The 14707-nt window shown below is 70.5% G+C and carries 12 protein-coding genes and 1 pseudogene; 11 read left to right on the forward strand and 2 right to left on the reverse strand.

Annotation, left to right across the window (positions count from 1 at the left end; genetic code table 11):
- Positions 1-63 precede the first annotated feature (63 nt).
- On the forward strand, positions 64-1062 hold the full coding sequence (locus ACFWV3_RS14720; protein ID WP_382411653.1) for a TerC/Alx family metal homeostasis membrane protein: 999 nt from the start codon (positions 64-66) through the stop codon (positions 1060-1062).
- On the opposite strand, the gene ACFWV3_RS14725 is transcribed toward ACFWV3_RS14720, so the two are convergent.
- Entirely contained in the window at positions 986-1825 is an 840-nt protein-coding gene (locus ACFWV3_RS14725) for a serine/threonine-protein kinase (RefSeq protein ID WP_382411654.1), read from the reverse strand. The two genes, ACFWV3_RS14720 and ACFWV3_RS14725, sit on opposite strands and share 77 nt — an antisense overlap.
- Positions 1826-1903: 78 nt before the next feature.
- A complete protein-coding gene (locus ACFWV3_RS14730) occupies positions 1904-2911 on the reverse strand; it encodes a LacI family DNA-binding transcriptional regulator (RefSeq protein WP_382411655.1) in 1008 nt (335 codons plus the stop codon).
- A gap of 126 nt (positions 2912-3037) precedes the next feature.
- Here ACFWV3_RS14730 and ACFWV3_RS14735 point away from each other — a divergent pair, with 126 nt between their 5' ends.
- The 10 genes and pseudogenes from ACFWV3_RS14735 to ACFWV3_RS14780 all read left to right on the forward strand — a co-directional run bounded on the left by ACFWV3_RS14735 (position 3038) and on the right by ACFWV3_RS14780 (position 14703).
- Entirely contained in the window at positions 3038-4537 is a 1500-nt protein-coding gene (locus ACFWV3_RS14735; protein WP_382411656.1) for a sugar ABC transporter ATP-binding protein, read from the forward strand.
- Complete coding sequence (locus tag ACFWV3_RS14740) at positions 4534-5568, forward strand: ABC transporter permease (RefSeq protein WP_382411658.1); 1035 nt, start codon at positions 4534-4536, stop codon at positions 5566-5568. Before ACFWV3_RS14735 ends, ACFWV3_RS14740 begins: the two co-directional genes overlap by 4 nt.
- Entirely contained in the window at positions 5561-6520 is a 960-nt protein-coding gene (locus tag ACFWV3_RS14745; RefSeq protein WP_382411659.1) for an ABC transporter permease, read from the forward strand. Before ACFWV3_RS14740 ends, ACFWV3_RS14745 begins: the two co-directional genes overlap by 8 nt.
- Complete coding sequence (gene rhaS / locus ACFWV3_RS14750) at positions 6517-7581, forward strand: rhamnose ABC transporter substrate-binding protein (RefSeq protein WP_382411661.1); 1065 nt, start codon at positions 6517-6519, stop codon at positions 7579-7581. The genes ACFWV3_RS14745 and rhaS overlap by 4 nt, the downstream gene beginning before the upstream one ends.
- A 1-nt stretch (position 7582) precedes the next feature.
- On the forward strand, positions 7583-7894 hold the full coding sequence (locus ACFWV3_RS14755) for an L-rhamnose mutarotase (RefSeq protein ID WP_382411662.1): 312 nt from the start codon (positions 7583-7585) through the stop codon (positions 7892-7894).
- Between the two features lie 17 nt (positions 7895-7911).
- A complete protein-coding gene (rhaI, locus tag ACFWV3_RS14760) occupies positions 7912-9066 on the forward strand; it encodes an L-rhamnose isomerase (protein WP_382411663.1) in 1155 nt (384 codons plus the stop codon).
- The gene (locus ACFWV3_RS14765; protein ID WP_382411819.1) at positions 9066-11090 is read left to right on the forward strand and encodes a bifunctional aldolase/short-chain dehydrogenase; all 2025 of its coding nucleotides are present in this window, start codon (positions 9066-9068) and stop codon (positions 11088-11090) included. The genes rhaI and ACFWV3_RS14765 overlap by 1 nt, the downstream gene beginning before the upstream one ends.
- Positions 11087-12409, forward strand: coding sequence for a rhamnulokinase family protein (locus ACFWV3_RS14770; protein WP_382411665.1), 1323 nt, complete (start codon positions 11087-11089; stop codon positions 12407-12409). The genes ACFWV3_RS14765 and ACFWV3_RS14770 overlap by 4 nt, the downstream gene beginning before the upstream one ends.
- Positions 12410-12465: 56 nt before the next feature.
- On the forward strand, positions 12466-13689 hold the full coding sequence (locus ACFWV3_RS14775) for an SGNH/GDSL hydrolase family protein (protein WP_382411666.1): 1224 nt from the start codon (positions 12466-12468) through the stop codon (positions 13687-13689).
- A 107-nt stretch (positions 13690-13796) separates the two neighbouring features.
- A pseudogene (locus ACFWV3_RS14780) lies at positions 13797-14703 on the forward strand (IS5 family transposase).
- Positions 14704-14707: the final 4 nt, after the last annotated feature.

The raw sequence follows: 14707 nt of genomic DNA on the forward strand, positions 1-14707 counted from the left end.
GGCATCCGCTTCGCCGCCCGGTAACGTCCGATGCGGACAAAACGGGCGGCGAAGGGTTGTTCTGTGGTCGAGATCAGCGGACTGACGTGGGCGGCCACGATCGGGTTGATCGTGGTGCTGCTGGCGGTCGACCTCGTGCTCGCCGCCGTGCGCCCGCACAAGGTCGGCTTCCGCGAGGCCACGCTCTGGTCGGTGTTCTACATCCTGGTGGCCGTCGGGTTCGGCATCTGGTTCTGGAGCGCCTACGGCGGTGAGCTCGGCACCGAGTACTTCGCCGGCTACATCGTCGAGAAGAGCCTCTCGGTCGACAACCTGTTCGTCTTCGTGATCATCATGACGACGTTCCTGGTCCCGGAGGAGCACCAGCACAAGGTGCTCACGTTCGGCATCGTGCTGGCGTTGATCATGCGCGGAATCTTCATCGCCGTCGGCGCGACGCTGCTGTCGTTGTTCTCGTTCATGTTCCTGCTGTTCGGCCTGCTGCTGATCTACACGGCCGTGCAGCTGTTCCGGCACCGCGACGAGGATCCCGACGTCGAGAACAACGTCGTGGTGACGACCGCGCGCAAGCTCCTGCCGGTCACCGACGACTACGTGGGCGGCAAGATCTTCACCCGCCTCGACGGGCGGCGGATGGCGACGCCGTTGTTCGTCGTGCTCGTGGCCATCGGCGGCGTCGACCTGCTGTTCGCGCTCGACTCGATCCCCGCGGTGTTCGGCGTGACCGAGGAGCCGTTCGTGGTGTTCGCCGCCAACGCGTTCGCGCTGCTGGGGCTGCGCGCGTTGTTCTTCCTGGTCAAGGGTCTGCTCGACCGGCTGGTCTACCTGTCGGCCGGGCTCGCGGTCATCCTCGCGTTCATCGGCGTGAAGCTGATCCTGCACTGGGCGCACGTCGACATCTCGCCGAGCGTGCCCGAGGTGCCGACACCGCTCAGCCTCGGTGTGATCATCGCGATCCTGGTGGTGGTGACGGTCGCCAGCCTGCTCAAGACGCGCAACGATCCCGCGGCGAAAGCTCACCCCGGATCGATTCGAGGTCATCGGGAACGCGAGGAGCACTGACGCGCAACGGCGTGACCAGGGTCGGCGGTCCGACCACGGGCAGTGCGTCGAGGCACGCCTGAGCGCTCGGCCGGCGGGCGGCGGACGGCGAGGTCATGCACATCAGCAGGCGTGCGAGGTCGGACGGCAGGCCGTCGGGCACCTGCGGCGGACCCTGCCGCCGTCCGGTCAGGCACTCCAGCAGCAACCGGCCGAGCGCGTACACGTCGACCGCCGAGGTGATGTTCTCGCCGTGCACCTGCTCGGGCGCCAGGTAGGCGGTCGCGCCGACGTCCTGCCCGGGCTTGGTCAGCCGGGTGCCGTCCGCCAGGTGCGCGAGGCCGAAGTCGGCCAGGCGCGGTGCGTCGTCGTCACCGAGGATCACGGTGGCTGCCTTGACCCCGCAGTGGACGAACCCGTGGGAGTGCACGTGGGCCAGCGCGTCGGCCAGCGCGGCACCCAGCCGGCGCACGTCCCCGATGCTCATCCGCCCCGCCGAGACCCGGTCGTGCAGTGTCCGTCCCTCGACCCGCTCCAGGACCGCGTACGGGACGTCGGCGGACGGATCGGCGTCGAAGACCGACACCAGCCCGCGGTGCGACAGTCTCGCGAGCGCGCGGATCTCGTCGTCGACCCGGGACGTGTCGGCGCCCGGCCGGAAGAACTTGATGGCGACATCGCGCACGAGCACTGTGTCCTGGCCGCGGCGCACCTCGGCGCGGCTGCTCGTGATCAACACTCGACCCACGCGGTACCGGTCGGCGAGGAGAGAGGTGTCCGGCATGGTCGAGGATGCCCACCGGACGAGTGATCCAATCACCGTGCGTCGAACTTCGTCGTGAACAGGTCACTCAGAGGCGTCTCAGCTGGTTCGCCTGATCGCGGTGGACGCGCGGACCACCAGCTCCGGCTGGAACTTCACGTGCCGGTGCTCGTGGTCCGGCTCGTTCTCCGCCAGCAGCAGCTGCGTGGCGGTCCGGCCCAGCTGCTCGCGCGGCTGACGCACGGACGTGAGCGGCACGGCGGCGGCCGCGGCGAACTCGATGTCGTCGTAGCCGACGACCGCGAGGTCGTCCGGCACGCGCAGGCCCTGCTGGGTCATCGACTGCAGCAGACCCAGCGCCAGCAGGTCGTTGGCGCAGAAGGCAGCCGTGGGACGGCGGGACGCGGGCAGGCCGACGAGCCGCTCCCCCGCGTTGCGGCCCTCCCCCACCTGCAGGCTCCTGGTCTCGAGGAACGTGAGGGCGTCCGCGGGCAGGCCGGCCTCGGCGACGGCGCGCCGAGCACCCTCGCGGCGGTCGCGGACCTGCTGGATCGACAGCGGGCCGCCGACCATCGCGATGCGGGTGTGGCCGTTCTCGATCAGGTGGGTCACCGCGAGCTCGCCGCCCAGCACGTCGTCGACGGCCACCGAGCACCACGTGCCGTCGGTCGCCTCGCGGTCGACCAGCACGAACGGCGTGCCGCGGTCGGTGAGCTGGGCGGCGTCGACCGGGGTGATCAGGATGCCCTCGACGCGTTGCTCGTGCAGCAGTTCCAGGTACTCGCGCTCGCGGCCGTCGTCGGAGGCGCTGTTGCACAGGAAGAGCGCGAGACCCGCGTCCCTGGCCGCGTCCTCGACACCGCGGGCCACGTCGGTGAAGAACGGGTTCGCCGCGTCGAGGACGACGTAGGCGAGCACCCGGCTGCGGCCCGCCCGGAGCTGGCGCGCGGACTCGTTGCGCACGAAGCCCAGTTCCTCGATGGCGGCGAGGACGCGCTGCCGGGTGGCCGGGGCGACGACGTCGGGGCGGTTCAGCACGTTCGACACGGTCGCGTTGGAGACGCCGGCGTGCTGCGCGACGTCGCGGATGCCCACTGACGGCCTCACCGGCGGCTCCTTTGTTGAAACGTGACAACGAATCGTACCTCGCAAGTCTTGACATGGTGACGCAGCGCACCCAGAGTGCACGTAACTCAACCGTTAAAACGTTTCAACGAAGAGACGGAGACGGACGTGGACCGACCACCCGTGGTGGCACTGGACGAGGTGAGCAAGTCCTTCGGCGCCGTCCGGGCGTTGTCCGGGGTGTCGCTGCGGCTGCTGCCCGGCGAGGCCCACGCGCTGCTCGGGGAGAACGGCGCCGGCAAGTCGACGCTGATCAAGACGCTGGCGGGCGTCCACCGCCCCGACTCCGGCCAGGTGCTGGTCGACGACGCGGCGGTCCGGTTCTCCGGGCCCGCCGACGCGCTCGCCGCGGGCATCGCGATCATCTACCAGGAACCGACGCTGTTCGGCGACCTGTCGGTGGCGGAGAACGTGTTCATGGGCCGCCAGCCGCTCGGCCTCGGCCGGCGCATCGACGTGGCGGCGATGCACGCGCGGACGTCGGAGCTGTTCTCCCGGTTGGGAGTCCGGCTCGACCCGGCCCGGCCGGCGCGCGGACTGTCCATTGCGGACCAACAGCTCGTGGAGATCGCCAAGGCGTTGTCCTTCGACGCCCGTGTGATCGTGATGGACGAACCGACCGCGGCTCTCTCCGCGCACGAGGTGCAGCGGCTTTTCGGGGTGGTGCAGGCGTTGCGCGCGCAGGACGCCGCCGTGCTGTTCGTGTCGCACCGGCTCGACGAGGTCTTCGAGCTGTGCCAGCGCGCCACCGTTCTGCGCGACGGCGAGTTCGTCTGGTCGGGGTCGCTGGAGGAGGAGACGCCGGACTCGTTGGTGCGCCGGATGGTCGGCCGTGAGCTGTCGCAGCTCTTCCCCAAGGAGGACACGACGGCGGGCGACGTGCTGCTCTCGGTGCAACGGCTGACCCGTGAGGGCGTGTTCACCGACATCTCGTTCGACGTCAGGGCGGGCGAGATCGTCGCACTGTCGGGACTTGTCGGTGCCGGGCGCAGCGAGGTCGCGCGGGCGGTCTTCGGCATCGACCGGCCGGACGGCGGGTCGGTGCTGGTGCGCGGCCGGAAGCTGAAGTACGGCTCCCCCACCGCCGCGATGGCCGCCGGGATCGGGTTCGTGCCGGAGGACCGCCGCCAGCAGGGGCTGGTGATGGACGCGTCGATCGAACGCAACACCGCGCTCGCGTCGCTGGGCCGGCTGTCGACGTTCGGCCTGCTGCGGCGGCGCTCGGAAAGCGCGCTCGCGCAGGACTGGGCGGTCAAGCTGAGCCTGAGGTTCGCTCGCCTAAGCGACCCCGTCGGCGTGCTGTCCGGCGGCAACCAGCAGAAGGTCGTGCTGGCGAAGTGGCTGGCGCGCAAGCCTTCCGTGCTGATCGTGGACGAACCGACCCGCGGCATCGACGTCGGGACGAAGGCCGAGGTGCACCGGTTGCTGTCGGAGCTCGCCGGACAGGGCGTGGCGGTGCTGATGATCTCGTCGGAGCTACCAGAGGTGCTCGGGATGGCCGACCGCGTGCTGGTGATGCACGAGGGCCGGTTGGTGGCGGAGCTGGACCGCGCGGACGCGACCGAGGAACGGGTCGCGCTCGCCGCCGCCGGGCAGGTGACCCGGTGACCGCCACCGCCGTCGCACCCTCCCGCCGCACCGCGGCCCGCCGCCTCACGACCCGCGTCGGCCGGGTCCGCGAGCTGGGCATCGTCGTGGCGCTGGCGCTCGTCGTCATCCCGACCGCGATCGTGAACCCGCGGTTCGTGCAACCGCAGAGCCTGCGCGACCTCCTGCTCAACGCCTCGATCGTCGCGCTGCTCGCGGTCGGCCAGACGCTCATCGTGATCACCCGCAACGTCGACCTCTCGGTCGGCTCGGTCCTCGGGCTGTCCGCTTTCCTGACGGCGCAGCAGTTCGCCGACCACCCCGGCACCCCGCTCGTGCTGGGAGTCGGCTTCGGCATCGCGGTCGGGCTGGCGTGCGGGCTGCTGAACGGCCTGCTGGTCGCGTTGGGCAACGTTCCCAGCCTCGTCGTCACCCTCGGCACCCTCTACGTGTTCCGCGGCGTCGACTTCGCGCTGGCCCAGGGACAACAGGTCAACGCCGCCAACCTCCCGGACGCGTTGCTGAACCTGGGCAGCAGCAGGGTTCTCGGCATCCCGGTGCTGGTCCTGATCACCGTCGTGGTGATCGCCGTCGCCGCCGTGTACCTGCGCTCGTACCGATCAGGCCGTGAGCTGTACGCGATCGGCTCGAACCCCGAGGCCGCGACGCTGGCCGGCATCCCGGTGGCGAGGCGGACCTTGACCACCTTCGTCCTTTCCGGACTGGTCGCTGGCCTCGCCGGGGCGTTGTGGGTGGCCCGGTACGGCACGGTCGACGCGGCGGCGGGCACCGGCCTGGAGCTGCAGGTCGTGGCGGCGGTGGTCGTCGGCGGGGTCGCGATCTTCGGCGGTTCCGGCACGGTCGCGGGCGCCGCGCTCGGCGCGTTGTTGCTGGGCACCATCACCAGCTGCCTGGTGGTGCTGCAGATCCCCGCGTTCTGGCAGCAGGCCATCTCGGGCGCGTTGCTGCTGAGCGCCATCACCGTCGACCGGCTCCTCGCGCTCCGCCTGGCGAAAGCCCTGCGCACCACGGAAGGGACCAGCCATGCGTAACCTCCTGCGGTGGGAGACCGCGCTGGTGTTCCTGCTGGTCGTGGTCGCGCTGACCGGCCAGGTGAGCACGGACGGGTCGTTCCTGTCCGGCGGCAACCTCTTCTACCTCGGCCTCGACATCGGCGAGATCGCGCTCATCGCGCTGCCGTTGACGCTCGTGATCGTGGCCGGCGAGATCGACCTGTCGGTGGCGTCGGTGCTGGGGTTGTCGAGTGCGCTGATCGGCTGGCTGTGGAACGCGGGCTGGTCGCTGGAGACGATCCTGCCGACGGTCATCGTCGTGGGCGCGGTGTGCGGGGCGGTCAACGGCCTGCTGGTCACGCGGCTCGGCCTGCCTTCTCTCGCCGTCACCATCGGCACGCTGGCGTTGTACCGCGGTCTCGCGCTGGTGGTGCTGGGCGACACGGCCGTCGCGGACTTCCCGGCGAGCTACACGTCGTTCGGCACGACCCCGGTGGCCGGAACCGACCTCCCCTACCCGATCCTGCTGGCGGCGGTCCTGGCGGTCCTGTTCGGCGTCGCGTTGCACGCCAGCTCGTTCGGCCGGTCCGTCTACGCGATCGGCGCCAACGAGGAGGGCGCGCGCTTCTCCGGCATCAGGGTCAAACGCGTCAAGCTGATCCTCTTCGTGCTCGCCGGAGCCGTGGCCGCCGTCGCCGGCATCGTCTACACGTTCCGCTTCTCCAGCGCCCGCGCGGACAACGGCGTCGGGCTCGAACTGGCCGTCGTCGCCGCCGTCCTGCTCGGTGGGGTCTCCATCTTCGGCGGCCGGGGCACGCTCTTCGGCGTGCTCGCGGGCGTGCTGCTGCTGGGCGGCCTGCGCAACCTGTTGATCCTGCAGGACACCTCGACCGAGGTCCTGACCATCGTCACCGGCCTGCTCCTGCTGGTGAGCGTTCTCGCCCCTTCGATCACCCGACGCGTCGCAACTTTGAGGAAGGCCGCGCCATGAACACACGTTTAGTGCTCGCCCTGGCGATCTCCGGGGCAGTCGCGCTCACCGCCTGCGGTGGCGGCACCACGAAGGACAGCGCCGGGCAGCAGACCGGCGGCGCCACCACCTCCGCGAAGGCCGACCCGAACGCGGCGGTCAAGGAGGGCCTGAAGATCACGTTCCTGCCCAAGCAGGTCAACAACCCGTACTTCACCGTGGCGCAGAAGGGCGCGGAGAGCGCGGGCACCGCGATCAAGGGCGAGGTGAAGGCGACCGGTCCGTCCGACGCCGCCGCGTCGTCGCAGGTCACCTACATCAACACCGCAGCGCAGCAGAAGCAGGACGCGCTGGTGATCTCCGCGAACGACGCCAACGCCGTCGCGCCCGCGCTGAAGACGGCGCGGTCGCAGGGGTTGAAGGTCGTCACGTTCGACTCCGACGCGGCTCCCGACGCCCGCGACGTCTTCATCAACCAGGCCACCTCGACCGAGATCGCGGCAGGCCAGGTCAAGCTGATCTCCGAGGCGGTCGGCGGCAGCGGGGAGATCGCGATCCTGTCCGCGACCCCCAACGCCACCAACCAGAACGCGTGGATCGAGGTCATGAAGACCGAGCTGGCGAAGCCCAAGTACTCCGGCCTGAAGCTGGTGGAGACCGCCTACGGCAACGACGACGACCAGACGTCGTTCCAGAAGACCCAGGGCCTGCTGCAGGCGCACCCGAACCTCAAGGGCATCATCTCGCCGACGACGGTCGGTGTCGCGGCGGCCGCCCGGTACCTCAGCTCGTCGGAGTACAAGGGCAAGGTCCAGCTGACCGGCCTCGGCACGCCGAACCAGATGCGGAAGTTCGTGCAGGACGGCACCGTGAAGTCGTTCGCGCTGTGGGACCCCAGCAAGCTCGGCTACCTCGCCACCTACACCGCCGCGGCGCTCGCGTCCGGGCAGATCACCGGTGCCGAGGGTGAGAAGTACAAGGCGGGTGAGCTCGGCGACTACACGATCGGCGCCAAGGGCGAGGTCGTGCTCGGCCCGCCGACCGTGTTCACCAAGGACAACATCGACAAGTTCGACTTCTGACGTGCGCGTCTGCTTCACCTTGCGGGTCCGCGCCGACCGGCTCGACGAGTACCGGGCGCGGCACCGCGAGGTGTGGCCGCGGATGCGGGCTGCCCTCAGCGAGGCGGGCTGGCACAACTACTCACTCTTCCTCGCCGGGGACGGCCTGCTCGTCGGGTACCTGGAGTGCGACGACTTCGACGCGGCGCTCGCGGAGATGGCGCGCACCGAGGTGAACGCGCGGTGGCAAGCCGGGATGGCGGAGTTCTTCGTCGGTGACGGCAACGCCGACGAACGGATGCGGCCCCTCGACGAGGTCTTCCACCTCGACTGAGCTTGTGGGGAGAACACATGAGCGTGAAGGACGCGTTGCGCGAGCAGCGGATCGAGACGCCGTCGTGGGCGTACGCCAACTCGGGCACCCGGTTCAAGGTGTTCGCGCAGCAGGGAGTTCCGCGCACGCCGTACGAGAAGATCGACGACGCGGCGGTGGTGCACCGGCTGACCGGTGTCGCGCCGACCGTCGCGTTGCACATCCCGTGGGACAGGACGGACGACTACGGCAAGCTCGCGTCGTACGCTCGCGACCGCGGCGTCGCGCTCGGCGCCATCAACTCCAACGTTTTCCAGGACGACGACTACAAGCTCGGCAGCGTCTGCCACCCCGATCCGGTGGTGCGGCGCAAGGCTCTCGACCACCTGCTCGAGTGCGTCGACATCATGGACGCCACGGGGTCGCGCGACCTCAAGCTGTGGTTCGCCGACGGCCTCAACTACCCCGGGCAGGACAACATCCGCGCCCGGCAGGACCGGCTCGCCGAGGCGTTGCGGGAGACCTGCGAGCGGCTCGGCGACGACCAGCGGATGTTGCTGGAGTACAAGCTGTTCGAGCCCGCGTTCTACGTGACGGACGTGCCGGACTGGGGCACGGCGTTCGCGCATTGCACGCAGCTGGGCGAGAAGGCTCAGGTCGTGATCGACACGGGGCACCACGCGCCGGGCACGAACATCGAGTTCATCGTGTCGTTCCTGCTGCGGGCGGGGAAGCTCGGCGCGTTCGACTTCAACTCGCGCTTCTACGCCGACGACGACCTGATGGTCGGGGCGGCGGACCCGTTCCAGCTCTTCCGGATCATGCACGAGATCGTGCTGGCGGACGCGCTGACGCCGGCGGCGGGCATCGCGTTCATGCTCGACCAGTGCCACAACCTGGAGCCGAAGATCCCGGCGATCATCCGGTCGGTGCTCAACGTCCAGGAGGCCACGGCGAAGGCGTTGCTGGTCGACCACAGCGCGCTGGCGGAGGCCCAGCAGGCCGGTGACGTGCTCGGGGCGAACGCCGTGCTGATGGATGCCTACAACACGGACGTGCGGCCGCTGTTGCAGGAGCTGCGGTCCGAGATGGGGCTGGACCCCGACCCGATGGCCGCGTACCGGCGGTCCGGGTACGCCGACCAGATCGTCCGGGACCGAGTCGGTGGCGAGGCCGCCGGGTGGGGTGCGTGATGGAGCAGGTCGAGGCGCTGCTGGGACGGAGCAACCGGCTCGGCGCGGATCCCCGCAACACCAACTACGCGGGCGGCAACACGTCGGCGAAGGGCTCCGAGACCGACCCGGTGACCGGGCAGCCGGTGGACCTGCTGTGGGTCAAGGGATCCGGTGGTGACCTGGGGACGTTGCAGGAGACCGGGCTCGCCGTGCTGCGGCTGGACCGGTTGCGCGCGTTGACCGAGGTGTATCCGGGCGTCGAGCGCGAGGACGAGATGGTCGCCGCGTTCGACTTCTGCCTGCACGGCAAGGGAGGCGCGGCGCCGTCGATCGACACGGCCATGCACGGGCTCGTGGACGCACCGCACGTCGACCACCTGCACCCGGACGCGGGCATCGCGTTCGCGACGGCGGCGGACGGCGAGGCGCTGGTCAAGGCGTGCTTCGGCGACCGCGTGGTGTGGGTGCCGTGGCGGCGGCCGGGTTTTCAGCTGGGACTGGACATCGCGGCCGTCAAGCGCGAGCATCCGCAGGCCGTCGGCGTGGTCCTGGGCGGGCACGGCATCACCGCGTGGGGTGCGACGAGCGAGGAGTGCGAGGCGAACTCGCTGGAGATCATCGCCACCGCCCAGCGCTACCTGGACGAGCACGGGCGGCCCGACCCGTTCGGCGAGGTGGTCCACGACCCGTTGCCCGCTGAGGAACGCCGGGTGCGCGCCGCCGCGCTCGCGCCGGTGGTCCGCGGCCTGGCTTCCACGGACAGCCCGCAGGTCGGGCACTTCACCGACTCGGACGTGGTGCTGGACTTCCTGGCCCGGTCGCGGCACCCCGAACTGGCCGCGCTCGGCACCTCGTGTCCCGACCACTTCCTGCGCACCAAGGTCCGGCCGTTGGTGCTCGACCTGCCGCCGACCGCGCCGCTGAGGGACGTGGTGACGCGGCTGGAGCAGCTGCACGACGCGTACCGCGAGGACTACCGCGGTTACTACGAGCGGCACGCCGAGCCGGACAGCCCGCCCATGCGCGGCGCCGACCCGGCGATCGTGCTCGTGCCGGGCGTCGGGATGTTCAGCTTCGGCCGGGACAAGCAGACCGCACGGGTCGCGGGCGAGTTCTACGTGAACGCCGTCAACGTGATGCGCGGTGCGGAGTCGGTCTCGCGGTACGCGCCGATCGAGGAGCGCGAGAAATTCCGCATCGAGTACTGGGCGCTGGAGGAGGCCAAGCTTCGTCGCACGCCGAAGCCGAAACCGCTGGCCACCCGCGTCGCGCTCGTGACCGGTGGCGGGTCGGGCATCGGCCGGGCGGTCGCCGAACGGCTGGCGGCCGAAGGCGCGTGTGTCGTGGTCGCCGACCGCAATGGTGACAGCGCACGGGAGGTCGCCGAGGGCATCGGGTCGTCGGATGTGGCCGTGGCCGTCACCGTCGACGTCACCTCGGCGGAGGGCATCGCGGAGGCGTTCCGCACCGCGGTGCTGGCGTTCGGCGGCGTGGATCTGGTGGTGAACAACGCCGGTCTGTCGATCTCCAAGCCGCTCGCGGAGACCACCGAGGCCGACTGGGACCTGCAGCACGACGTGATGGCCAAGGGGTCGTTCCTGGTCTCGCGCGAAGCGGCGAAGGTGTTGCGGGACCAGGGCATGGGCGGCGACATCATCTACATCTCCAGCAAGAACGCGGTCTTCGCCGGGCCGAACAACGTCGCGTACGGGGCGGCGAAGGCGGACCAGGCGCACCAGGTCCGGCTGCTCGCGGCCGAGCTGGGCGAGGACGGCATCCGGGTCAACGGCATCAACCCGGACGGCGTGGTCCGCGGCTCCGGCATCTTCGCCGGCGGCTGGGGTGCGCAACGGGCGGCGGTCTACGGCGTGCCGGAGGAGAAGCTCGGCGAGTTCTACGCCCAGCGCACCCTGCTCAAGCGCGAGGTGCTGCCCTCGCACGTGGCGGCGGCGGTGATCGCGCTGACGGCAGGCGACCTCTCGCTGACGACCGGACTGCACGTGCCGGTCGACGCCGGTGTGGCAGCGGCGTTCCTGCGATGACGGCGGTGGCGGCGGTCGACCTCGGCGCGTCCGGCGGCCGCGTGGTGCGCGGGGTCGTCACCGGCGGCGAGGTCCGTGTCGAGGAGGTGCACCGGTTCGGCAACGGGCCGGTGCGGCGGGACGGCGCGTTGCACTGGAACGTCTCGGCGCTGCACCACGAGGTGCTGGCCGGGCTGAAGCTCGCCGGAGAGGTCGCGAGCATCGGGATCGACAGCTGGGCCGTGGACTACGGCCTGCTCGACGCGGACGGCCGGCTGCTCGGCGACCCCGTCTGCTACCGCGACTCCCGCACCGACGGCATCACGCCCGCCGACGGCCTGTACGAGGTGAACGGCCTGCAGTTCCAGCCGTTCAACACGATGTTCCAGCTGATGGCCGAACCGCTGCTCCCCCGGGCCTCCCAGCTCCTGCTGATCCCCGACCTGCTGTCGTTCTGGCTGACCGGCGAACGCGGCGCCGAGTACACCAACGCGACCACGACGGGTCTGATCGACGTCCACACCGGACGGTGGTCGGACCCGCTGACCCGCGACCTGCCCGCCGGACTGCTGCCGCCGCTGCGACACCCCGGCGATCCGGCGGGCGTCTTCGACGGGGTGCCGGTGACCGCGGTCGGGTCGCACGACACCGCGTCCGCCGTCGTCGCCGTGCCCGCGAAGAACGAGCGGTTCGCCTACATCTCCTGCGGCACCTGGTCGTTGGTCGGGGTGGAGCTCACCACCCCCGTGCTCACCGCCGAGAGCCGTGCCGCCAACTTCACCAACGAGGGCGGCGTCGACGGCACGATCCGCTACCTGCGCAACGTGATGGGCCTGTGGCTGTTGCAGGAAAGTCTCCGGGTGTGGGGCGTGCCGCTCGATGGTCTGCTGCGCGAAGCCGTTTCGGTGACGGGCTCGGTGTTCGACCCCAACGACCCGGTGTTCCTGCCACCCGGCGACATGCCCGCGCGGATCCAGCGCTGGTGCGGGCGGACCATGACGCCGCCGGAGGTCGTGCGGTCCATCTTGGACAGTCTGGCGCTGGCCCACCGCGACGCCGTGCTGGACGCCCAGCGGTTGTCCGGCAGGGAGGTCGAGGTCGTGCACATCGTCGGTGGCGGCTCGCGGAACTCGTTGCTGTGCCAGCTCACCGCCGACGCGTGCGGCCTGCCGGTGGTGGCGGGTCCCGCCGAGGCCACGGCCCTGGGCAACGTCCTGGTGCAGGCACGGGCCGTGGGCGCGGCGGCTGGCTCCTTGCCCGACCTCCGCAGGCTGGTGCGGCAGTCGCAACCGTTGCGGCGTTTCCTCCCGCGTACCGTCAAACGGCGTCGAACAAGTTGACTCCCCTCCGCCAGCGCTCCTAGCTTGGGTTGTGGCGCGGAAAGGGGCATCGCGGCATGCGCAGACGCTCGTTCCTCGGACTGGCCGTCACGGGTGCACTCACCCCGGCCGTCGCTCGAGCGGCACCCGGTGACCGCTGGGTCGGCACCTGGGTGTCCATGCCCCAGCTCACGGAGCCGGGCAACATGCCACCGCCGCCCTTCACCGACGGCGAACAGGTGCTGGCCGGCGCCACGGTGCGCCAGACCGTGCGGGTCACGGTGGGCGGCAGGAAGCTGCGGCTGCGGTTCAGCAACGCGTTCGGTGGCGCCGTTCTCCCGCTCACCTCGGTCACCGTCGCCCTGCCGGTGGACGGGAAAGCCGGTGCGAGCGCGACCAAGCCCGGCACCACGCGACGGGTGACGTTCAACGGCCGGTCCTTCGTGGACGTTCGCGTCGGCGCCCCGGCGGTGTCCGATCCGCTGGACTTCGCCGTCGCTCCGGGCACGAACCTGACCGTGACCGCCTATCTGGCGCACGGCCAGGCATCCAGCCGGATTACCTCGCACCCCGGTTCCCGCACCACGTCGCACCTGCTGGCGGGCGACCACACCGAGTCCGTGGAGATGCCCGGCGCGACCCCGGTCGACCACTGGTACTTCCTGAGCGGCGTCGAGGTCCTGCGCCCGCGGACGTCGGGCGTCGTCGTGATCGGCGACTCGCTGAGCGACGGACGCGGCTCCACCACCAACGGCAACGACCGCTGGCCGGACCAGCTCGTCGACCGGCTGCACGACGTCCCCGTGCTGAACCAGGCGGCGGGCGGCAACCGGGTCCTCGACGACGGCCTCGGCCCCAACGTCCTGGCCCGGCTGGACCGCGACCTGCTGGCGCAGGGCGGAGTCCGGTGGCTGATCCTGTTCGAGGGCGTCAACGACATCGGCACGGCCGCCACTACTGCGCAGCAGACCGTCGCCGAGGACCTCATCGCGGCCTACCAGCAGATCGTCGACCGGGCCCACGCCCACGACATCGCGGTGTACGGCGCGACGCTGACTCCGTTCGGCGGCCACGGCTACGACGATCCGGAGGGCATGCGCGAGTCGGCGCGGCAGACCGTGAACCGGTGGATTCGCACGAGCCGACGGTTCGACGCGGTGCTCGACTTCGACGCCGCGGTGCGAGATCCCGCCGTTCCGCGACGTCTGCTGCCCGCCGCGGACGTCGGCGACCACCTGCACCTCAACCCGGCCGGGTATCGCATGCTCGCGCACGCGGTCCCGCTCCGGCTGTTGCACTAGGCCGTGTTTCAAAGGTGAGGTGATCGGCGGCGTGTCGGTGCCGGAACGTGGCGAGGTCTCCGGTAAGTGGGTTAGCGACCAAGCAAACCTGCAGTACCGGAGACCTCGTGGCCAGCGTAGCGGCAGCGGGGCGAGCCGACCTGACCGACGCGCAATGGGCTGTGTTGCAGCCACTGCTGCCCGTCGGCGCCAAGCCGGGACGCCCGCCGAAGTGGAGCAAGAGACAGCTGATCGACGGCATCCGGTGGCGGGTGCGCGTCGGTGCCCCGTGGCGTGACGTCCCGCCTGAGTACGGTCCCTGGCAGACCGTGTACGGGTTGTTCCGCCGCTGGCAGCGGGCCGGGGTGTGGCAGCGGATTCTGACCGCGTTGCAGGCCCGTGCCGATGCCGCCGGGCTGATCGTGTGGGACGTGTCGGTCGATTCCACGATCACGCGGGCGCACCAGCACGCCGCCGGCGCACGGAAAAGGGGGATCTGCAGATCGAACCGCCCGGCACTCCGACCGGCGGAACCGAGCCCGGCGACCACGGACTGGGCCGCTCGCGCGGCGGCTGGACCAGCAAACTGCACCTGGCCTGCGAGCAGGGCCGCAGGCCGTTGTCACTGTTGATCACCGCCGGACAGCGAGGTGACAGCCCACAGTTCGCGCCGGTGATCGAGCAGATCTCGGTGCCGCGCTTGGGCCCCGGTCGCACCAGGACCCGTCCGGACCGGGTTCTGGCGGACAAGGCCTACAGCTCCAAAGCCAACCGTGCCTATCTGCGACGCCGCAGGATCAAGGCGACCATCGACCAGCCCCGCGACCAAGCCGCCCACCGCAAGGCCAAAGGCTCCGCAGGCGGGCGGCCACCGACGATCGACCGCGAGATCTACAAGCAGCGTCACGCCGTCGAGTGCGGCATCAGTCTGCTCAAGCAGCACCGGGCCGTGGCCACCCGCTACGACAACTCGCCGTCCGCTACCAGGCCACGATCCACATCGCAGCCATCAACATCTGGCTACGCCACATCTGAAACA

Source organism: Lentzea sp. NPDC059081, assembly GCF_042738015.1.
Lineage (GTDB): Bacteria > Actinomycetota > Actinomycetes > Mycobacteriales > Pseudonocardiaceae > Lentzea.